This is a genomic window from Psittacicella gerlachiana (genome assembly GCF_003585965.1).
Taxonomy (GTDB): domain Bacteria; phylum Pseudomonadota; class Gammaproteobacteria; order Enterobacterales; family Psittacicellaceae; genus Psittacicella; species Psittacicella gerlachiana.
Genome location: NZ_NRJF01000025.1, coordinates 1 through 21,928 on the forward strand (window position 1 = coordinate 1; position 21,928 = coordinate 21,928).

Here is a 21,928-nt window from a genome sequence, read left to right on the forward strand (position 1 = left end):
GAACGTAAAAAAGACAAGGGAGATTCCTTGTCTTTTTTACGTTCTAAATTATGTGTTACTTTACGCTATTTATTAACATCAATAAATGAGACTAGATTAAATTTTATCTAAGCCTAAAACATTAGTCATATCATAAAGATTAGCTTCTTGTCCCTGAGCTAACCATAAAGCGGCATGTACAGCTCCACGAGCAAAAGTAATACGATCAGAAACCCTATGACTTAATTCAACACGTTCACCTATATCCGCAAACCATACCGTATGTTCACCAATTACATCAGCAGCACGAATAGTTGAAAAGCCAATTTCTTCTTTAGTTCTTGGTCCAATTAACCCATTTCTTTCTTTTACCGCTACTTGCTCTAGATCACGATCTAAAGCTTTGCAAATATGTTCCCCTAAAGCTAAAGCAGTTCCTGATGGAGCATCTACTTTATGATGGTGGTGAGCTTCAATAATTTCAATATCAGAATATTCACCCATAACTTTAGCTGCTTTTTCTACTAACTTGAACATTAGATTCATACCTACTGAGAAGTTAGCTGCAAATACAATTGGAATATCTTTACTTGCGGCTTTGATTTGTTCTTTTTCAGCATTAGATAAACCAGTAGTACCAATCACTAAAGGTTTACCTAATTTTTGGCAATGAGCTAAAGTCTCTAAAGTTGAACTTGGACTCGTAAAATCAATAGCAACATCAAAATCTGTCGCTTCTTTGAGATCGGTAATATAAGTTAACTCAGGAAACTCAGGTACACTTTTACCAAGTTCAGGTGCTTGAGCATGTACTACCGCATAAGCTAAAGTAGTATTAGGATTAGCAGCAAGAGTTTTTACTAAATTAGTACCCATGCGTCCTACCGCACCTTTAATAAGAATTCTTATTGTCATTATAAGTCCTTAACTTAATTGTTATTTTGCGGATCAACTGGAGGTAAATCATCTATCCATTGCTTTTGATCCCACATCCCTAATCTTTGATTTTGTGCATTAATTGCAGCCAAGCCATATTGTTGTCCCCAAATTTGATCTATATCTACTTTTAGATCAACAAAGGCATAACCATTATATAACATAGTATAAGCAAGATTTGCTCCGAGAATGTTATAAGCTGTAGCTTGATAAATATTATTTTGCACCTGATGAATTTGTAAATAAACCTGATGATTTTTATCATCAAGATCAATCATTTTTTGGAGTTGTTCTTGAGCTTTAACGCCATAAGTTGCAGGTTTTCCTTGAGCATTAGTTAAAGCTGGAGCATAAACTCCTAATAAAGAAACCGTTATCTTTTGTTGACTTGCACCAAAGAGACAAGTAAAGCTATTTCCACTTAATACTTGTACTTGCGAACAAACAGGTAAAGTTTGTAGTAAATTGATATTAGGAACTAAAGAAATATACTTAGTTTCATATCCTACTTTCCCTAAACCTGAAATTTCAATACGAGGAATTTGCTCAAACTTTTGCTCTTCAATCTTTACTTCAGGAGTTTCCTGTGTATTAGAAGCTAAAGTTTGTCCTTGTACCTCTTGCTCTTGAGGAGCTAGACTAGACTCGAGCATAGGTTGTTTCACTGCTGAGGCAGAAGTAGCCATAATTTTTTCTTCTTTTAATTGTTGCTGATCGAAATAATAGACTATAGCCGCAAAAATTAAAAATAAAAGCGGAAAAAGAAAGATTTTTCGGTTACGATTACGACGCCAACGCTCTTGAGCTAGATTATCCTCCCGTGGAGGCGTAGTTTTTTTATAATCACTCATGGTTTTATTTTTGTTTGTGTTTTTTTAATTTGAATCCTATTATACCATTATTGCTTCTAACTAAAAAAAGAGTCATTGCTGACTCTTTTCATGTTAATTAAAATTTTTGCTATATGTAACTAGCATTTGTTTTACTAAATCTAATGTTGGATCAGGTCCTTCATTAAGATTTGCATTCATGAGATCACGATAGCTATTAAAGGTTTTCTTACCATTCGCACGTGCCCAAGCATTATAACGATTTAATACTTCACGATGCACCGAGTTATTATAGGCAAGATTTGCACTATAGTTAATATTGTAAACTTTAAGTTTAGATCTTTCTACAACTCGTTTGGTGTAATTTACATAGCTACGATAATCACTATTATTATTTAACCAATTAGTTTCAAGATTTTGTAATTGTGAAATATAAGTTTTATTTACGTAATTAGTAAATGGGGTAAACTTAGTTTCATTAATTACTGAATAAGGTAAAGGATTAAAACTATCTCTTTCTGATTGGAAAAAGCCTTTTTCTTCAGCTAAGATTACATCCGGCGTTACTCCGTTAAACTGAGTAGCTTTACCAGTTAAACGGAAGAATTTTTGAATCGTAATTAGAGAAATACCATCATTCGAGAAATCACTAATTGGATTAGGAGCTTGTACGGTCCCTTTACCATAAGTGGTTCTCCCCACAATAATTCCACGACGGTAATCTTGCATTGCTGCCGAAAGAATCTCAGAAGCCGAAGCTGAAAGCTCATCTACTAACACAATAATAGGTTGCGTAAAAATTTGTTCTTTTTTCCCAAAATTAAATGGACTTGAAAGTTTTACATTCCCTACAATTTGTGATGGTGAAGAACTTACTTGGAAAATTGGCGAATAGGCTCCAAAGAATAACTCTGACATTTTTAGAAGCTCTTCAACAAGACCGCCTCCATTGCCACGTAAATCGATAATTAAACCACTTAGATCACGATTACGGTTAAGGAGATTACGAATATCATCAGCTACCCCAAGATAGAAATTAGAGAAAGAAAGAATTCCGTATTTTTTTCCACCACTGGTATAGGTTTTGATTTTTGCAATACTGTCTGATTTCTCAACTTCGCCACGAACAATAGAAACTACTTTGGTATAGCCATCAGTAGATAATAAGCGTAAATAAACTTTAGTATTCGCTTTACCTTTAATTAAGCTTACCACACGATCTGAAGTAAAGCCTTCTACAGACTGCCAATTACGGTTATCTTGAGAAATAGCAATAATTTCATCGTCTTTATCTATGCCCCCTTGTTTAGCAGCTGGACCGCCTGGGAGAACTTGCACTACTTGGAAAGTACCATCATCATTGGTTTTGATCGATACTCCAATTCCTACAAAGCTACGACTAATGTTATCAGTAAATACCTGTTGTTTTTCTGCAGGGAAAAATGCTGAATGAGTATCAGCACCACCAATAACGTAAACGTTCATAAACTTATTAAAAACATCTGCGTTACTCGTGTTATTTAAAACTGCTTGGCGATTTACTAATCCACGTAAAGCATAGGCACAAATTTCTGACCACGTAAAATTAGTTTTATCTAGTTTTACTGAAATTAAAGTAATTAATGCTAGTTTTTTCGCTATGTCCTGAATTGATTCATTAGCATTACGGAAACTAGATTTATCATCTAAAAGTAATTGATAATTAGTATCTAGATTAGGTTGTTTATCTTTTACCGATAAAATGTATTCAGCTTGTGCTCGATATAGAGCCGTAGCACGTTCAATATAAATACGGTAAATTTCCCAAGCTACATTCAGATCGTTGGTCAGCTTAGGTAAACTACCTGTAGTATACTTAGCATAAAAACTATCTACTTCTTGCTTGGTAAAAATTACTTTATTTGGATCAAGAATTTGTAAAAAATACTCAAGGATTTTTTTCGCATGCTCAGGACCACGATTAATTCTTACACGTTCATAGTGTAATTGAGCAAATTGTCCTTGAACTTGACGAAATGGATAAGCTTGTTTAGCTTCTGGAGCAAAACTATTACTAAGAATTCTAGGATTGACTACAAATTTATTTAACACACTAGGTTGTAAATAAACTTGATTATTAATAGGACTAGACTTAGTCTTAGAAATAACAACCGCATTGGCTGCTTGGGGAACAGCTATAAGCATAGACACTGAAGAAAGTGTTGCTATCAATACTGTTTTTAAAAAAGTTTTCTTTATCATACGCATGCAGTTGAAAGTTAACTCGAAAAATTCTGTACTTTAGGTATATTGTTAAGTTAAATATACGTCCTTTTATTATACTATTTTTTCTTAGCGATAAAAATCTTAATTCCTTATATAATATAGCTAGTTATCTCCTTACAACTTAACCTCTCATGAAGATAAAATCTATGTCACAAACTATACCTTTATATCAACTTATCTCGGTAACTCCACATATGCTCCTTGCCCAAAAGCATAAACAACTCTTTAATAATTTTGCTGAAGTTAACCAACCGCTTTACCCTCAAACTCATAAAGTTTTATTTACCGATCGTGACGATACTATTAATGATGATGGCGCGGGTTACCTCCATAAATACCAAGAAATGGAAATTTTTCCTCATGCCTATCAAGCCCTTAAAGCAAAACAAGATCAAGGCTATCTCATCGTTGTAGTTACGAACCAATCGGGAATTAGTAAAAATAAATTTACCGAAGCTGACTTTATTCAGTGTATGAATGATATGGCAGCTCATGCCTATGCTCAAACAGGCTTAATCTTTGATGCCGTACTTTACTGTAAAACCTCAGATCCAAGTGAACCTTGGCGTAAACCTAACCTTGAAACCTTTAACGAGTTTACGCACCTGTTCAATGTAGATAAAGCTAGCTCTTATATGATGGGCGATAAGGAATTTGACATTCAATATGGGCAAAATCTAGGCATTTGCACCATTGCAGTAAAAACTGGCAAAAGTGTCTGCACTGATGCCGATTATGTCATTGATTCCATTGCAGATCTAGATAACCTAGAATTTAAATAATAATTCCCCCTCACCTCTTATTTAACATAAGGTAAAAGCTCATAGATCTCCTATGAGCTTTTACTAATGATTTAGAAGTTTTTAGATTTTCTCTATGTATAAGGATTTCCTCTAAGAACTTTTGCCCACTTTACTATAACCTCGATGTAAAAAATAATAGGCTATAAAGCGTAAAAGTAAAATCCCTAATAATAAAGCCATGGCGGTAATATTTCCTTGATTTGAAGCAAAACTATTTAGTTGATTAGATAATAAATAAGTAATACTAGAAATCTGCTGATTATTTACAAAGAATAAAATAATTGAATAATCTCCTAAACTTAAAATAAATACCGTAATTGCTGCATAAAGGAGAGAATATTTTAATAAAGGTAATTCATACCAGAAAAAACTCTGCCATGAATTTAACCCTATAGTCATGGCTAAAGGGGCATAACTTTGGATTTGCATATAAGCAGGATAGAGGTAGTTCAAACTAAAAACTATAGCAGCAAAAGCATTAGCTAAGACAATTAAGGTAATAAAACCCCAAGTACCTATAGCTATATCTACTCCTAGATTAAGAAAAAGAAAATACCCTGCCCCCAAGAGCATACTAGGAATAACAATACTTAATAAACTTAAATTATTAATCCACTGTGCCGTATAACTTCCTAACCAACGCAGACCTCTTAATAAAAGAATACTACAAAGTAGACATACTAAAGTCGCTCCTCCCGCAATAATTAAACTCATCTTGGTCGCCTGCCAAAGTTCTAACCAAGGATAACTAAAAGTATCTCCGGTAATCGCTCTTAGACTCGAATCGGTTTGCTGTAACTGATAATTTTGGTATAAAAAGAATGCACTTTTAACTCCGGTAAGTACTAAACTCAATAAAGGTAAGCCAATAAAGAAAATTGCACTACTTGCATACAAATAAGAAGCGACTTTTTTTAATCTAGCTCGAGGCCATAGGCTTCCGAGATAACTTTGTTCTTGGTTATACTCTTGTAATTGACGTACATTATGTTGTTTATTATTAGGTCTTACCATTGAAATAAGAACAATTAGTACTAAAGAAAAAATTATTTGTAAACTCGCAATTACACAGGCTTTGGTAAAATTCCCTTCCGTAACTAAAGAATTATAAATAGCGACTTCAAAATTTGAATACCTAGGACCGCCTAAAAAAAGTACAAGAGCAAAACTATTAAAACACAACATAAAAATGAGTAACCATAAATTAAGTAGCGTATTCTTTAAATAAGGTAACTCTAAATGTCTTAACTGTTGTCCTAAAGTAAAATTACAAATTTGAGCAAGTTTAATATTCTCAACCGGAATCTTTTGCATTCCATTATAAATAGCACTGGTCGCATAACCTAAATTAAAGTAAGTATTGGCTATAAGAATTCCTCCTAAACCATAAATACTAACTTTATAATCCCAAGGAGTTAATAAGGAATTAATCCAACCATCTTGTCCAAAAATGGCAATAAATGCAAAAACTACAAGAATTGTGGGTAAAGAAAAACTAGCATTGGTAATGGTCAGTAACCATGAAGTAAATCTCGGCGATAAATAATAAATAGCTTTGGCTAAAATATAACTTAAAACAATGATAATGCTTGCCGAAAGACTTGCTTGCCATAAAGTGTTTTTTAAATAAAGTCCACTTACTTGACTGATAATTTGCCATAAATCTTGCCAAGAATCTAAGCTCGAAGAGTTTAGATCAAAAGCAGGACGTACCACAAATAAACTCGTAAGACTTATGGCATAAAAAATCACAATAAAAGCAAGAATGACCCAAGCAAGACTAATTTCTTGCCATTTAAATCTTTTCATGAGCTTAAGAAAAGCTAACTATTGCTAGGCAATAGTTAGCAATAACAAAATTGTAAATAACTACTTTTTAATCCTAATTCTGTACAAACACTTTAACATAAGCGTCTAAAGCATCCTTTTCTGCCTGTGGATCTAAATTACGTAAGTCCAATACTTGATAATTATTAATACCGGCAGCTACCGCTCTTTCTGTCGGACTTAATACCGCATCTATATTAATTACCGGATATGAAGAGTTGTATTTAAAAAATAACTTTTGGGCTTCCGGCGTTAATAAAAAGGCAGCAAATTGGTCAGCTAAAGCAGCTTGTTTAGTGTTTTTAGTTAAGAGTACACTGTCAACTAAAAATGGCAGTTTTGCCCCTTGTAATAGAGGTTGTAAATTAGGCTTATTCTCAACTAAAGTATGATAAATTACTGAAGAAGAATAACCCAAAGCAGCTTGAGATTCACCTTTAGCAAACACCCCATAAGACGAAGACCAGCCTTTACCTACAGTAACGGTTTTAGCCTTAATTTTTTGCCATAGAGCAATACGTTGCTCTTGATTGGTTGCGTAATAGGCAATAATTTTATTTAAGGTACGTCCTAGATCATTACTACGCGGATCACCAAAAATAAAACTAAAATCCATATGCTCAATTAAATCCGGAAAATCTTTAAATTGGCGAGTTGGAGTATATTTGTCACTATTATAAATTACCGTAACCGCTGAAGAGCTTAAAGGTTGAGCAAATTGATTATCCCAAGTAGCTGCAAAAGGAAAATTATTTAAAGTTTCAACTTGGTAATTAATTGGACGGAACAGTCCTTGTAATTTCTCTTTAACTAAAGTTGCTGAGTTTATGTCTACCCCTACAATTACATCAACCGCTTGGGCACTTTTACTATTTGCGGTGAGCACATACTTATTTAGCATTTGAAATTGACTTGAGTCAGTAAACCAATTCAATTTACAGCCACATTGAGGTTCAAAAAGATCTGAAATAGCTTGAGCTACTCCATAATCTTTGATTACTTCATAGGTAAGAATATTTAAGGTTGGACGGTCAGAATTGGTAGCAAAGGCAGAAGTTGCAAGCATCCCCAAAGCCACAAGTGAAAGGCTAGAAAGTTTCATGATATATCCTAAAGTTATATATGTATTAGTGTCTTTATGCTATATCATCGGCAAGAAAAAAGTAAGTTATCTGTAATTAAATTACCTTATCATTTCCTACGCAGTTATTACACTGATCAGGTGCGACGGATTTAATCTCAGACTCCTAAATGAGCCACTCCGATGATATTTTCATAATATCATAGAAGCCAAGAGAATTTTTATTTTTTCATACAAAAATAAAAAAATTATGAAAAAAGCTTTACCTCTAGAAAAATAGAGATAAAGCTAATCCTAAGCTTAAGAAAAATAACCTATTTCTGGTAAATAACCTTCTTCGGTTAATTTACATAATACTCGATGTTCTCGTTCTAGAGCTTTTAATGCTTCAGGATCTGTAATTTGTTCCCTTGCATGCCAAACTTTATTATGCTCTTGAATAATATTTTCAGGACGATATTTAGGATCATGGAAGAAGGTTGCAAAATCTATGGCATCACGTCCATAAAGCTCGCCCTCCGCTTTACTTTGAGGATAATTAAAACTCATAAAGATCTTTTTAACATTTTCATAAGTAAAAAATTCGGGATCTATTTTTGCTTCAGGAATTTGTTTAACCATCTTTTGCCAATCTATTTCTTCATAAGGCACACCATTAACAAAGCGATCCTTCACTTTTTCTTCTTCGAGTTTTTGGTAAAAATAAAGCTTTTCAAAATCAAAGTGAATTGAATTTAAAAAGGTTTTTTCTCCTAAAGATTTAGCGGTTTTAGCAAATCTTTGTAACTCATAAACTTGAGTTTTCTTACGATTTTCTTCTTCAGAGCCACCTCGATGTGGACGCACAAACATCTGAAATGGCGCTGTCTGATCCAATTTCACCACGACATGATCATAGCCATTCGCTATATCCGCCAAAATAAATTTATTGTAGGCCCCAATTCCTTCTTTACGTACATCTTTACGCACATTCATTTTATAGAAAAAAGCGTAATTTGTCCCTAGCTCTTTATATTTTAACTGACAATAAAGCTTAGTATATTCGAGAAGCTTTTGACTAAAGACATGATCACAATCTACTTTAAAAATCCAAGCTTTACTTAAATCATCATTTTCTCTCGCTAATTCTTCTAAATGCAATAAAGCATATTGTGAATAAGCATGAAGTAACCAATACTTGGAAATCCCTTTGTATAAGTAATCAAAAAATCCCTCAAGACCATGATACACTACCCCAAAAGGATATTTTACTAAACGAAAACCTGGATTTCTTGCGACAAACTCTTGAGCTATTTCTAAAGAACTATCAGCCTTGATCCCAGGTAAGGGTTCATGGTAACAAATAATTCCTTTAGAAAAGAAAGGAACTAGTGACTCTAAACAGGCTTTGAGAGTTATCGCCTCATTACTAAAACGTACATAGGCATAAGGCTCAAAATCTTCACACTGTTTGTGAGCTACTAACTCTCTCAAATCTTCAAGAGTATATTCCGAAGTAATTTTCATAAACAGTTATTATTTCAATAGATAGTATATTATTCTTTTTCACCTTCTAAAAACTCATAAGCTCCTTCCATGTAATAAATATCAGGAAGATAGCCCTCTCGAGTTAGAAGTTTTAAGATTCTTTGCATACGTTCGAGTTCAGCCAGCTCTGGACCAGCTTCCATTTGCTCTTTATTAGCCCAACGTCGATTATGCTCTTCAATATATTTTTCCGGACGGTAATCAGGATTGGTAAAGAAATCGTTTAACTTAAATTGATTACGTCCATATTTAAGATTTTGTTTAAAATCTGCAGGATAATTAAAACTTGCAAGAATACTCTGTACATTTTCATAAGAGAAAAACTCAGGATCAATTTTGGCTTCGGGCAATTGAGCCACCATTTTCTCCCAATCGAGCTTTTGATATTCAACGCCATTAACAAAGTTTTCTGCAACTTGTTCTGGAGTATTCTCTTGATAATAAAAGAACTTTTCTCGATCAAAGTGCATAGAGTTAAGAAAAACCTTGTTCCCTAAACACTTGTATCCTTCATAAAACCTTTGTAACTCGTAAATTTGCGTTTTATGGCGTCCTTTTGCTTTATCTTCAGAAAAGTATGCATTAACTACAAGCATAAAAGGAGCTGCTGTGGTTAATTTAGCACAAGTATGATCATAAGAATTTTCAATCCGATCCAAAAACACTTCCTTAGTTTCAGGATGACGTCTGACATTCATCTTATAAAAATAAGCACAAGTAATTCCCTGTTCGTAGACTTCAAGTTCACAACAAAGTTTAGTGTACTCTAAAAGCTTTTGACTATAAACATGATCACAGTCTACTTTAAAAATCCAAGCTCGGTCGTAATCACCATTTTCTTTTGCGAGTTCAATTAATTGCTCTAAAGCAAATTGATAATAATAGTGGAGCAACCAAAATTTAGAAGTACCATTATTATAAAGACGATTATACATCCCCTCCATATTGTGATAAAGAACATAGAAAGGATACTTAACCAAACGAAAACCAGGATTTTTCGCAATAAAATCTTGGACTATTTGCAGAGATTTATCTTCAGCAATACCAGGTAGAGGATCGTGGTAACAAATAATTCCTTTCTTGAAAAAAGGTACTATCGACTCTAAACTAGCTTTAATGGTAATCTCTTCATTACTAAAACGAATAAAAGCATAGGGTTCAATTTGTTCACCACCTTTAGCTTCTACCATTTTCCGTAACTCATCTAAACTATAATTTAGCTTAAAATTCATGAATTTGCTCAGTTTCTAACTTGGCGAAAGTTAATTTAAAAATCATGCTTTTCTTTGTTTACTTGCTTTAGTGGTCCAACCCCCAAATTAAGAAATATAATCCTAAAAGCATATATACATGTGCTTATATTTTATCACTTTCTCTCTATAAACAATAAAAATAAGCAAAAAGAAGAAGCTAAACCTGTAAAGATTTAGCTTAAATGTTTGCTTAGCTCTTGTAAATCTTGTTGAGCTAGCGTAAACTCAGTACCATTATTTTCCCAGTTAAGACTTTTGGCAATAGCTAAAGCATTCTCTTTACGATAAAACTCTTTAGTGCCAAGAAAGTTTTCTAGATCTAACAGTTTGCTTAAACCACTATAAAGAGAAAAAGATTCTGTTACTTTACCGCCTCGATAAAGAATTTTATTGGCTTTAAAATGGAAACTAGTTACATAATGAAGAAGATCGTTACTGTCATAAATTCCACGTTTAGGCACAAAAGGCATGCGTTCATAAGCAAAAAACTCTTCTCCTTTTTCTTCACAATGGAATTCTATTGGTGGCATACTACTCAGTTTCACCACATAATGATCATGCTCATAACGCATATTCCCGCTTTTTACATAGATCTCATCTTGATAATAAACTACATCTACACTTGCCATAAAATAGCACAGTCTTTGTAAAGGATCGGTTTGGATATACTGAAAAAGTTGTTCTAAAGCTGAGGGAGAATAAACTTGATCAGCATCTATTTTTACCACCCAAGCTCGCTCTAGTTCTTGCTGTTGTTGAGCTAACTCTTGTAACCAAAATAAGCCGTAACGATAATAAGTATCTAGACGCCATGCCAAAGGAATGCGTGATAACTGACGATATAAACTATGTCCTGCAGGCAGTACTGGATAAGGATATTCAACCAAGATAAATCCAGGATGTGTAGCAACAAATTTTTTAGCAATTTCTAGTGAATTATCTGTCTTTACTCCAGGTAAAGGGCGATGATAAACTAACACCCCTCGCTTAATTACTTGGGCAATACTCTTTAAACTCACTTCTAAAGTCAAATCTTCATTAAAGAAACGAATAAAGGCATAAGGAATCATCTCTCTTGTATTGGCCATACTTCTTCCTTAAAAAATTTAATCCTTCTCGAGTTGTTCAAAAATCATTTGTGCAAAAATCCCATTTGCATAAGCAAAGTAAGAAGAACGATTCCAGTGCATATACACACGATAATTTTTGGTAACAAGATAAGCTTGTTTTGGTTCATTAGTTGGAACTACTAACCATAAAGGAGTATCAGCTTTAATTCCTTGTAATTGATCATTAATTTCAAGCCCTAAAGCTTGCCACTGAGCTAAAGTACGTCCTTGCCCTGAAATACCTACGAGATCCTTATACTTATCAAGATATTGAGCAAAGCTCATTTTAACTTTTATCCCCCAAGGTAACTGCGGATTCCAGCCTTCCTGGTGTAAGTAATTAGCTATTGAAGCAAAAGAATCTATTGCCGATAACCAAATATTTACTACCCCGTCGTCATTCCCATCAGCTCCATACACAAGATAGGAAGTAGGCATAAATTGAATTTGTCCTACCGCTCCTGCCCAAGAGGAATTCATCTCTTCTTTACTAAAGCCATTGATTTCCATTACTCGTAATGCATTAAAAAACTCACGAGTAAAATACTCACGACGACGTCCTTCATATGCTAAAGAAGCCAACGAGTCTAAGAGATTATAGCTCCCTTGAGTTTTCCCAAAATTAGACTCCATTCCCCAAAGTCCAACAATTACTTGCATAGGCACTTGGTACTTAGCTGAGATCTTTTCTAAAATTGGTTGATAATTTTTTAAAAGAGCCACGGCACGATTTACTTTAGCTGCACTTATGTGCATATCTAAGTATCTTTGCATTAAAGTCGCTTCTTGAGGAGGCTTAGGCTCACTTGGTTCAGCACTAGCTTGATTTTGTCGATTTTTGGTAATACGCTCATATTGAGCTTGATCAGCTTTAACAACACGAGGATTAAAAGTTAAAGTTTTTAATTGGGCAATTACTCGTGCATCAAAACCTTGTAATTTTGCATTTTCAATTAAGAAATTAACAAACTCTTGCCAGTTAGCCGCATCTTCTTGATAAGGAATATCAGTTTTTGGGGTTTCATTCGCTGGCAAAGGTTGAGTTAATTTAGGATTAAAGTGAGCTAAATAAGGATTACTACTCGCATTATCGGCATTTGCATTAGTACATGCGGGAAGGGCAAATAAGGAGACTAATCCTAATAAGGGTAAGGTAATTAAAGTTTTTTTCTTCATAAATATTTTTTTAAGAGTATGACTAAGAACAACACTCATTAAAATCTAGCTTCTAACTTTGTAGATTTTGCCCTTTATTATAACAAAAGAGCAAGAAAAAGATTAAACAGTCTACTTACAAGACAAGATTTGCCTTGTACTAAACAAACTTAAAAGTAACAAAACAAATCTAAAAGTTCTGCTTCAGGCTTTAACTACTTAGATAATACTTTACCCTTAAATATAAGGGCTAAATAAAAATAACCTAGATGTTAGCCTCTCGGTTATGCATCTAGGTGATAACATCTAGGTTAAAAATAAACTTAATGGATAATCTCCAAATAGTTCATTACGAACTGGGTTAAAGAGCAACTAAAACTACACCTCATAAAATAAACCAATTAACTCTTGCTTATTCTAGCTTGCTTACTCTGAGTCTTTAGCTTTACGCTTAGTTCTCTTTACCTTACTTTTCCCGAGTTCACTTGGAAGTAGTTTTACTTCACGTTCAACTTCTTGATGTTCATGTTTAAATTTAGCTTGAGCTTGTTTGAGAATTGCGACATCAGATACTTGCTCTTCAAAATGTACCATCTCTTGCTCATAAGCTTGATTTTTTACAGCTTCGACAAAATCATCTTTAATATCATGAACTTGAGTATCTAGTTGATCACGATAAAGTTGTTCAACACTATTGGCTTCTTTACCTTGAGCCCAAGCACTTAAACCAACTTCAACTTGATTTTCAACTTGCTCGAGAATTTCTTGCTCTTGCGGAGCTTGTTTTTGTTGTGCTTGATATTTAGCTTGTTCACTCGGCTCTAAATTCTCAAAGTTAATTTGTGAAGCAAATTTGGTTTGCCCTTTTTGTACTTTGCGTTCTACCTTGTGCGTTTGCGATGACAACTCATAACTACTTGCAGCATCTACAAGTTCAACTTCCTGAGTTTTTAATTTACTTTTATCAATAATCACACCTAGTACTTGAGCAATCATGCGAATACGCTCAAGATCATCACCTTTGAGTTTTTTAATAATAAAAGAATCAGGTGTCGTGGCAAAAGCATCTTTATATTTCATTAAGAGCTGATAAGCACCTTCTGCATTTAGATATTCTGGAGAATTCCAAGTAATTACAGCTTGATTTTTGCTCGCTAAAATCGATTTTAAATCCGCATCCTGATAACGAACACGTAATTTATTAATCATAATTAAGGCACGCACACTTGGCGGTAAGCTCCCAAAGTTCTCAATCATGCTATTAGCAATTTCATCTAATTGGAACTCAGTGGTTGCTGAGTTAATTTGACGATAGTAGAACACTCTGAGATTTGGAACGCCAATAAAGTTTGCTGGAATTAAAGTAACTATATTTAAGTCTATCTCAATACGTTTATCCATGAGGTTATCGACATTGAGTTCTTTATTCTTACGCAACTGTTTTACTGCATTTTGAAGCATACTCATATATAGAGAGTAACCAATAGTATCGATTTTTCCTGATTGACTATCTCCAAGGATTTCACCAGCTCCGCGAATTTCCAAGTCATGAGTTGCCAAAATATATCCCGCTCCGAGCGAATCTATTTCAATAAGAGATTTTAAGCGCAATTGAGCTTCTGGATTGAGATTCTGCACATTAGGGACTAACAGATAAGCATAGGCTTGACGATAAGAACGCCCTACTCTTCCTCGTAATTGGTGCAATTGAGCCATGCCAAAGTTTTGAGCATTATTAATAATAATGGTATTGGCATTAGGCACATCAATTCCGGTTTCCACAATGGTAGTACAAACTAAAATATTGTAACGTTGGTTATGGAAGCCCATCATTACTTCTTCGAGTTGGGTTTTGGACATTTGTCCATTACCCGAAGCTATTCGAGCATGAGGTATCAACTCTTTTAATTTCTGTACCATAGTATTCATGGTAGCTACATCATTATGGATAAAGAATACCTGTCCACCCCGTTGGATCTCACGATTTATCGCCTCTTTAATAATATCCTCATCGCCAAGATTATGCATCTTGGTAATAATCGACAAACGATTTGGCGGAGCGGTAGCAATTAAAGAAATATCTCTAAATCCATTTAAAGCTAAGTTTAAGGTACGAGGAATTGGAGTTGCAGTCATCGTAATCACATCAATATTGGTTTTGAGTTCTTTAATAATTTCTTTTTGTCTTACCCCAAACTGATGTTCTTCATCAATGATCAATAACCCTAAATCTTTAAATTTAACTCGTTTTTTTAAGAGAGCATGCGTACCTATCACTATATCTACGAGCCCTTGTTCTAGGCGTTCGAGAATACGTGTGTTTTCACTTTCACTTTTAAAGCTCGAGAGAATTTCTACATTCGCTCCAGTATTGGCAAATCTATCACGAAAACTTTCAAAATGCTGTTGTGCTAAAAGCGTGGTTGGCACAAGAATTGCTACTTGCTTAGCATTGGTAATAGCAACAAAGGCTGCTCGCATTGCTATTTCAGTCTTCCCAAAGCCCACATCCCCACAAATCAAGCGATCCATTTTTTTTGCAGAACTCATATCATCAAGTACTTGTTGAATGGCTGCATATTGATCCGGAGTCTCTTCATACCTAAAATGCGAAACAAACTCTCGATATTCATCTTCGTAAATAGTAAAGACAAAACCTTGTTCGAGCATTCTTCGACTTTGCACATCTAAAAGTTTAGCAGCCAAATCACGAATTGAAGCTAATGCCTGCTCTCGTTGCTTTAGCCAACGTTTAGCTTTACGTCCAGACACTGCGGATAATTGCTCTTTATCTAGCTCATAAACTTCATGATGAGTATAAATACTTAAAAGATGCAAGTCTCTTACAGGGACAAATAAATTGGTATCGGCAAATTCAAGCTCGAGCATTTCTTGTGGCATGCCAAGCGTATACTCGGTAGTTTTTAAGCCTAGGTAGCGACAAATCCCATGAGCTTGATGCACTAGCAATTGCCCTGGACGAAGCTCTAAAAGCCCCTGAATTACTTGATTAGCACTTTTTTGTTTTACTCTAGCTAGAGTACGCGAACGTGTAACAAAAGAGCCTAAAATATCTTGCTCAGAAAGAACTACATAAGCTGTTTTCTTACTTTCATCATAATAAGCAAAACCAGCTTTTAGTGGCGAAAGTACACAAGAGAAAATTATTGGTTGTGCAACACTTGCGGGATCTTTTTTCTGTAACCGTAAATATTCTTTATTACCTCGACTTGTAGTAAGTAAAGGTTTATAAGTATGAGCAAACTGTTGAGCTAATGAATACTTATCATCCTGAGGATCAACAAATTTTACCGGTAGGTCTTCCATTAAATCAAAAAATGAATTTAAACGCCCACGATTTGCCACACTTAAAGTTATTTGCACATTTGAAAAATTCGCTTTAAGTTTACGCATAAACTGCACAAACTTATAAAGCTGATGACTTTCGGTAATTTTTGGTGCAAACAACTGACGTAAACTTAAAGCATTCGCCTCTTTTAAAAAGCTTAAAGTTCGATCCCCAATAATTGGTTGATTGTGACGATTTAAACCTAAACTTATGAGCTTTTGTTGTTCAGAGTAAGCAAAATGCTTATTCTCTTCTAGAGTTTGCTTATTCCCTACCGAGTTTTGCACAAAACTTTGTTGCAAATTATCGAGCGGTAAAAACGGACTAATTGAATCTAATGCCAGCTCTGAAGCATTAGTCTCAAGAGCTAGATTGCTCGTAGCTCCTTCGCTAATTACTCCCCCCTTAGGGGCAACTTGATTGGTCGTACTCGCATCTACTTCTACCTCTACCCCTTGAGCAGCTAATTTACTCATACTTGTAAAATAGTCTTCATATTCAACAAGATGAGCTTTCTCAGCTAAAGCCTTAAACAACTGCTCGCTAGTGAGATATAAATCTTTAACTTGCATTGGTGGCCAGTTACGATTTGCCTGACGATCTTGATAACGACGTTCATTTTCCGTTAAAAAGTAGGTAGCAGCATTTTCAAATCCCGAAAAATACACTACTTGAGCTTTAGCACTAAGATAATCAGCTAAACTACTAAGAGGAGTAGTAAAAAATAAAGGTAAATAATACTGAATCCCTTGAGGAATTACTCCAGTATTTACTAACTCATAAACTGAACCACTATCAATTGAAATATGTCCAAAATAGTTAACAAAGTTTTGGATAAAATTATCTCGCCCCCTTTGATCTCGAGGATACTCAGAGCCATGATTAATATTAATCGATTCTACTTCGGCTAAGATTTTTTGATCTTCAGGATCAAATTGACGAATACGATCAATAGTTTGATCAAAAAAGCTAATTCGATAAGGGAAGCTAGCTCCCATTGGAAAAAAGTTGATATTTCTTCCCGCTTGCGTAAATTCTCCGGGTTCATAAACAATCTCAACCTCTTTATATCCCGAAGCAATTAAATCAGCATAGACTTGTTCTCTACTTTTCTCTTGTTCAACATGATAGTTAGTAGTACTTACTAAATAACTACTTGGGGGTAAACGATGTAAAGCAGTAGCTAAAGAAATAATATAAATTCCACTTTTTCCACTTCCTAAAGCCTGTAAAAAGGCGATACGATCCGAAATTATCTGTGGACTCGGATTATATTGATCATAAGCTAGAGTTCCCCAATCGGGACAATAGTGAACGGCATAATTCTCACTTGCTAACTCTGATAAAATCGCATACAAATATTCAGCTTGGCTATTGCTATTAGCAATAACTAAGAGCTGTTCCTTTTCCCCTTGCTGTTGCAATTCCAACAATTGCTGTTGTACTAAAAAAGGCACAGCAGCCTCAACCACTCGTGTAATCTTGTTGGTTGTGGCAAAGTTTAAAGAAAAAGGTAAAAGTAAACTTGTTAAATCTTTCATTTATTTTTTACAACGAGATCAAGCCCCAAATGAACTTCATTTGGGGGTAAAACTTAAAATAAACGTTTTGCTAATTTGTCAATAAAGAATAGACGAGCACGACGTAAAGTTTGTTTAACTTTCGGTGGATATTCTTGTTGACGTTCAATCTGCTGATACGAAGTAAGCTTATTACAATGTTGGAGCATAAACTGCATTTCGTGTTGTGCAGACTGTGCTAAAAGATAATATGGATCATAAACAATCAGAGCGTTTTCGGCATCTATGTTAAATGAACGTTCATTTAAATTTGAACCAGTCCAAATATAAAATTTTTGATCTATATCTAAACCTTTAGCATGATAAGAATTTGCTTGGTTACGCCAAGCAAATACTTCTATTTTTCCTTGGGTAATCAGCTTTTGATTACTCTTTAAAAATTTACGTAAGCTTAATTCGTAAAGGTAAGGTAAAGAATTTGCTGAAGTATAACTACTTTGATCCTCAGGATCTGCATAAAAATCATTAGCTACTTTATCACTCAGGATAATTCTTATTTTAATTCCTTGACGACAACGTTCGAGTAACTTTTTGGTAAGTTGCTTAGTAAAATTAAAATAAGGAGTGTAGATAGTAATTTGCTCTCGAGCGGCACTAATGGCATCAAAAATACTTTGGTTAATGAGATTTTTCTTACCAATACCAAATACGGGAGTAATAATTACATTTCCTGGAACTAAATTATTAGCCTTGTGATCTTGAGCACTGAGAGCATATTGTACTTGAGGATTTAAAAGTACATTTTGACGAAAATTTTTAAACTCTTGACGCTCTTTTTTTCCAGCTTTTTGAGCTTTTACTTGAGTAAAAGGATTAACTGCAACTTTAGTTTCTTCTAAATTGCTTAAAGCCGGACTAAAGTTTTGTAAGGTAAAATTATAAAAAGAATTAGCTAACTGCTCATCTTCGATAATTTGATAACGGTCTTGACGATAAGTTTGATAACCACAATAGTTATTATTTATCGAAGCTCCGGTATAGAGAATGGTATTATCAAACACTAATCCTTTAATGTGATAAACCCCAAACAATTCCCGAGCATTACAAGGTATCCCATAAATGTTAATGGGACAGCGCTTTAAATTATGCTCACTGACTAATTGTTGGTTTAACTTTGCAAGCTCTTGGTAATACCAATGAGCATTACTTAATTTTTGGGTTTGCCCTAAGCGAGATCTTTGTGCTCGATGGAGGTCTAAGAAAACATCTACACATAGTTGAGGGTTAGCTTTAACCGCCGCCATTAAAGCTTGTAAAATCACTTGCCCACTTTCATCATTTTCTAAGTACAGGCAATTTATTAAAATACGTTTTTTTGCGGTCTTAATTAGTTCTAGTAGTTTAGCTTGATAATCTCTTGGATGTAGTAGTAAAGAGATGTTAGCAGCCTCAACAATAAAACCTTGGTTAATCAGAGTATTTAACATTGTGAAATACAAATTTTTAAGAATTACTATTTATAGTAATCAAACAGTAAAGATAAAAACCTCTAAAGTTTTTATCTAGCTAAAAAAGTTTAACTAGCTTGAGACTATTATTTTACAACATTTACCCCTAAAGGGATAATAGTTTCTAGATCTAAAGATTTTACCACAAAGGAGCTAAGCGTGCATACTTAATCCGATATTCTTTAATCGAGATTTTGTACTCACTTGAACCTTGTTGCAGGTAAAGTTGATATAAATACTCTAGTTTAGAGGCTAAATATGGATAAGTTTGTTTCCATTGTTGTAAAGAAAATGTCTCGGCTTGAGGTTCAAGCTGGTAAAGTTCACCTAAACCTTGAACTAAAGAACTTAGTTTTTCAAGCTTGTCTTGGTTAGCCAAATTTCCTTGCTTTTTTGGGTTACTTTCATGCTCCCAATTTTGGAGATACATTTCACTCCCAACCTTCAAAGCTAAAATATTTGCTCGAGCAGTTGATTTATTAGGGTTTTCTAAGTAACAACAAGAAGTAAACCCCTTAGCTTGCCAAAAGGCCTCTGTTCCCGCATCTTGACTATACATAACTAAAGTCAAAGGATAAGAAGCAGTTGTGAATTTAAGCATAGCTTGAGCTAGTCCTTGACGACGATACTTTGGTTTTAAGAAAATCCGACTCACTCGTATCGCCTCTAAAGCAAACAACTCAGAATCTAAAGCAAAATACTGACTTAAAGTTTGCAACCCTAGGTTGCCTGGAGGTAATCTTGTTCCATAAATAATTTGCGTAACTATATCTTGACAAGAAGCATAGGATTCGGGAATTAAATGAATTCCCCCAATCAATTGATCTTGGTCATATAAGCCAAACAACAGTTGCTGCGTAAAAGCACTAGCAAAATCTTGCACTTGATGACGATAATGGGTTAGGTAGGCAAGCTTAAAGAACTCTAGTTTTTGAGCAAAACTTGATAAAGCCACAAGGCGTAGCTGTGGACTTAATTGCCAAGAAGCCATCTCTCCTTGTACTTGCTCGAGTTGTGCTGGCTCGACTTGAGGTAAGTCTAAGCTCGGAAGCTCAGAGCTTAATTGCACTTGAGTCATCGGTATATAAGCTAGTGAGCTTGATTCTAAGAGTTCAACAAGACTAGTTGTCCCACATAACTGCTCTTGCCATAAACTTAAAATATCAGGTTCAAGAGCTCGATAATGCCAATTAAAATAATAAATCTCTCTTGTACGAGTTTGGGGTACGAGGTCACGCACTACTTTATGCCATAAACCAACCCCCGCTCCACTTTCATAGCCATCAAGAGTTGCCACAAAAATTACATGTTGCCAAGAACTTTGCAAAATTTTCTGCAGTACGGCTGCCGATAAAGCACTAGCCTCATCAACAATTAAAACATTTCCTGCTGTTGTTGCTACCAATTCAGGAGCAAGATAGTTTAAATCTACAAAACTGTGACGCTTACCTAAAGAAGTAATCGTAGCTTGAAATTCTCGTGCAAGATCAAGACTAAACTTAGTCTTTCCTGTACCTCGATCACCAATAAATAAATGAAAACTTGGTGTAGCTTCTTGTAGTCTTTGTTTGATCAATTCAAACTTTTGCTGATAATCAAGTTGAGCTTGAACTTGTTTCTCTGTAACTTGAGACAAATTTTGCCAAAAATCTCGATAAGCTAACATTTTTGGTGTAGTTTGGCTAACAAAATTCGGTTGTTGCGGATAAAAATCAACTAGTTCAGGAACTACCTCTAAAGATAAATGAGCAAAATACTTAGCTCTCTCGAGGACAAAGTCATGATAAGAGCCTGTTGCAAAATCGCCAATATATAGACAAAATATTCCTTGAGCTTGCACGGTTGCAAGACAGTAAAGTAAATAATGAGCATGGGTGGTGCTACTTTGTGGATAATCATAAACTACCCCTACAAAGTTATAGCCTAGAATACGTTTACTGTTTTTTACCTCTAAGACTACTACTTGATATTTTGCCTCCTTATCTCCAAGAATAACTTGTTGTTGAGCATCTAAGAATGCAAAATCTCTTAGCTCTAAGCTCGCTAACTCAACTAACAGAGGTTTGAGTTCAGGAACTAACCAAGCAGCCAGCCCAGGTTTACGAGTAATAATTTTTTGTAAATCTTCTAACTGGGAGTTGAGATAACTCTTAGTCAAAGATTCTTTAAGACGTAATACTAATTGTCGTGGGTACAGCATAAATTAGGATTTAAGTCCTTGCCAAGGAGTAAAAATATCTTCAGGATAAACTATATCTAATTGATCAAAAATTCGAGCTACAGATTGATTCACAAGATCATCAATGCTTTGCGGTTGATGGTAAAATGCAGGAACAAGAGGCATAATTTGGGCTCCATATTCTGCAACTTGTGTCATTAAACGTAAATGCCCTAGATGTAAAGGGGTTTCACGCACACAAAGAATTAGCCTCCGTCTCTCTTTTAAATGCACGTCTGCACAACGAGTTATTAACTCTCCATCATAACTATGAGCAATCGAAGAAAGAGTCTTAATTGAACAAGGAACAACCACCATGCCATCAGTTTTTACCGAGCCCGAAGACAATTTATTCCCAATATCATGATAATTATGGACATAGGTAGCTAGACTTTTTAATTGATTTAGACTTATCTTACTTTCTTGTTTTAAAGTTAATTGTCCTGCCGGACTAATAATTAAATGGGTTTCTACTTCGGGAAGTTGTTGGGCTACTTCTAATAAACGCTGGGCATAAATAATTCCCGTCGCTCCGGTAATTGCCACAACTAACTGTTTCTTTTTCATA

Annotated in this window: 14 protein-coding genes and 1 riboswitch; of the genes, 1 reads left to right on the plus strand and 13 read right to left on the minus strand. The window is 34.7% G+C overall.

Annotated elements, in window-relative coordinates:
- Window positions 1-96 precede the first annotated feature (96 nt).
- The 3 genes from dapB to CKF59_RS00970 all read right to left on the minus strand — a co-directional run bounded on the left by dapB (window position 97) and on the right by CKF59_RS00970 (window position 3,929).
- Window positions 97-894: a 4-hydroxy-tetrahydrodipicolinate reductase gene (dapB, locus tag CKF59_RS00960; RefSeq protein ID WP_119534113.1), complete on the minus strand. Its 798-nt coding sequence runs from the start codon at window positions 892-894 to the stop codon at window positions 97-99.
- Between the two features lie 14 nt (window positions 895-908).
- On the minus strand, window positions 909-1,766 hold the full coding sequence (locus tag CKF59_RS00965; RefSeq protein WP_119534114.1) for a thermonuclease family protein: 858 nt from the start codon (window positions 1,764-1,766) through the stop codon (window positions 909-911).
- A 93-nt stretch (window positions 1,767-1,859) separates the two neighbouring features.
- The gene (locus tag CKF59_RS00970; RefSeq protein ID WP_222985454.1) at window positions 1,860-3,929 is read right to left on the minus strand and encodes a carboxy terminal-processing peptidase; all 2,070 of its coding nucleotides are present in this window, start codon (window positions 3,927-3,929) and stop codon (window positions 1,860-1,862) included.
- A gap of 227 nt (window positions 3,930-4,156) precedes the next feature.
- On the opposite strand from CKF59_RS00970, the gene CKF59_RS00975 reads away from it, so the two are divergent.
- Window positions 4,157-4,792 (plus strand): HAD-IIIA family hydrolase, encoded by a 636-nt coding sequence (locus tag CKF59_RS00975; RefSeq protein WP_222985455.1) that lies wholly within the window; start codon window positions 4,157-4,159, stop codon window positions 4,790-4,792.
- Window positions 4,793-4,903: 111 nt separating this feature from the next.
- On the opposite strand, the gene CKF59_RS00980 is transcribed toward CKF59_RS00975, so the two are convergent.
- From CKF59_RS00980 to CKF59_RS01025, 10 genes are all read right to left on the minus strand, one after another.
- Window positions 4,904-6,622, minus strand: a complete 1,719-nt coding sequence (locus CKF59_RS00980) for an ABC transporter permease subunit (RefSeq protein WP_119534117.1) — start codon at window positions 6,620-6,622, stop codon at window positions 4,904-4,906.
- Between the two features lie 73 nt (window positions 6,623-6,695).
- Window positions 6,696-7,742, minus strand: a complete 1,047-nt coding sequence (locus CKF59_RS00985) for a thiamine ABC transporter substrate-binding protein (protein WP_119534118.1) — start codon at window positions 7,740-7,742, stop codon at window positions 6,696-6,698.
- A 76-nt stretch (window positions 7,743-7,818) separates the two neighbouring features.
- Window positions 7,819-7,914: riboswitch (TPP riboswitch) on the minus strand.
- Window positions 7,915-8,021: 107 nt separating this feature from the next.
- Window positions 8,022-9,227, minus strand: a complete 1,206-nt coding sequence (locus CKF59_RS00990) for a hypothetical protein (protein WP_119534119.1) — start codon at window positions 9,225-9,227, stop codon at window positions 8,022-8,024.
- A 29-nt stretch (window positions 9,228-9,256) separates the two neighbouring features.
- Complete coding sequence (locus tag CKF59_RS00995) at window positions 9,257-10,480, minus strand: hypothetical protein (RefSeq protein ID WP_119534120.1); 1,224 nt, start codon at window positions 10,478-10,480, stop codon at window positions 9,257-9,259.
- 194 nt (window positions 10,481-10,674) lie between these two features.
- Window positions 10,675-11,589 carry a hypothetical protein gene (locus tag CKF59_RS01000; RefSeq protein ID WP_119534121.1) on the minus strand — a complete coding sequence of 305 codons (915 nt, stop codon included), beginning with the start codon at window positions 11,587-11,589 and terminating at the stop codon, window positions 10,675-10,677.
- Window positions 11,590-11,607: 18 nt separating this feature from the next.
- Complete coding sequence (locus CKF59_RS01005; protein ID WP_222985457.1) at window positions 11,608-12,786, minus strand: lytic murein transglycosylase; 1,179 nt, start codon at window positions 12,784-12,786, stop codon at window positions 11,608-11,610.
- A gap of 405 nt (window positions 12,787-13,191) precedes the next feature.
- Window positions 13,192-17,655: a transcription-repair coupling factor gene (mfd, locus tag CKF59_RS01010; RefSeq protein WP_119534123.1), complete on the minus strand. Its 4,464-nt coding sequence runs from the start codon at window positions 17,653-17,655 to the stop codon at window positions 13,192-13,194.
- Between the two features lie 53 nt (window positions 17,656-17,708).
- Window positions 17,709-19,121, minus strand: coding sequence for a CDP-diacylglycerol--serine O-phosphatidyltransferase (pssA, locus tag CKF59_RS01015; protein WP_119534124.1), 1,413 nt, complete (start codon window positions 19,119-19,121; stop codon window positions 17,709-17,711).
- Window positions 19,122-19,281: 160 nt separating this feature from the next.
- Entirely contained in the window at window positions 19,282-21,342 is a 2,061-nt protein-coding gene (locus tag CKF59_RS01020; RefSeq protein ID WP_119534125.1) for a tRNA(Met) cytidine acetyltransferase TmcA, read from the minus strand.
- Window positions 21,343-21,345: 3 nt separating this feature from the next.
- Window positions 21,346-21,927: a UbiX family flavin prenyltransferase gene (locus tag CKF59_RS01025; RefSeq protein ID WP_119534126.1), complete on the minus strand. Its 582-nt coding sequence runs from the start codon at window positions 21,925-21,927 to the stop codon at window positions 21,346-21,348.
- Between the last annotated feature and the right edge of the window lies 1 nt (window position 21,928).

What these genes read in the sequence shown, in the direction of transcription:
- CKF59_RS00985 (WP_119534118.1), bottom strand. Translation starts at nt 7,742, where the DNA reads ATGAAACTTTCTAGCCTTTCACTTGTGGCTTTGGGGATGCTTGCAACT.
- CKF59_RS00995 (WP_119534120.1), bottom strand. Translation starts at nt 10,480, where the DNA reads ATGAATTTTAAGCTAAATTATAGTTTAGATGAGTTACGGAAAATGGTA.
- CKF59_RS00970 (WP_222985454.1), bottom strand. Translation starts at nt 3,929, where the DNA reads ATGCTTATAGCTGTTCCCCAAGCAGCCAATGCGGTTGTTATTTCTAAG.
- mfd (WP_119534123.1), bottom strand. Translation starts at nt 17,655, where the DNA reads ATGAAAGATTTAACAAGTTTACTTTTACCTTTTTCTTTAAACTTTGCC.
- CKF59_RS00980 (WP_119534117.1), bottom strand. Translation starts at nt 6,622, where the DNA reads ATGAAAAGATTTAAATGGCAAGAAATTAGTCTTGCTTGGGTCATTCTT.
- dapB (WP_119534113.1), bottom strand. Translation starts at nt 894, where the DNA reads ATGACAATAAGAATTCTTATTAAAGGTGCGGTAGGACGCATGGGTACT.
- CKF59_RS00975 (WP_222985455.1), top strand. Translation starts at nt 4,157, where the DNA reads ATGTCACAAACTATACCTTTATATCAACTTATCTCGGTAACTCCACAT.
- CKF59_RS01025 (WP_119534126.1), bottom strand. Translation starts at nt 21,927, where the DNA reads ATGAAAAAGAAACAGTTAGTTGTGGCAATTACCGGAGCGACGGGAATT.
- CKF59_RS00990 (WP_119534119.1), bottom strand. Translation starts at nt 9,227, where the DNA reads ATGAAAATTACTTCGGAATATACTCTTGAAGATTTGAGAGAGTTAGTA.
- CKF59_RS01000 (WP_119534121.1), bottom strand. Translation starts at nt 11,589, where the DNA reads ATGGCCAATACAAGAGAGATGATTCCTTATGCCTTTATTCGTTTCTTT.
- CKF59_RS01020 (WP_119534125.1), bottom strand. Translation starts at nt 21,342, where the DNA reads ATGCTGTACCCACGACAATTAGTATTACGTCTTAAAGAATCTTTGACT.
- CKF59_RS00965 (WP_119534114.1), bottom strand. Translation starts at nt 1,766, where the DNA reads ATGAGTGATTATAAAAAAACTACGCCTCCACGGGAGGATAATCTAGCT.
- CKF59_RS01005 (WP_222985457.1), bottom strand. Translation starts at nt 12,786, where the DNA reads ATGAAGAAAAAAACTTTAATTACCTTACCCTTATTAGGATTAGTCTCC.
- pssA (WP_119534124.1), bottom strand. Translation starts at nt 19,121, where the DNA reads ATGTTAAATACTCTGATTAACCAAGGTTTTATTGTTGAGGCTGCTAAC.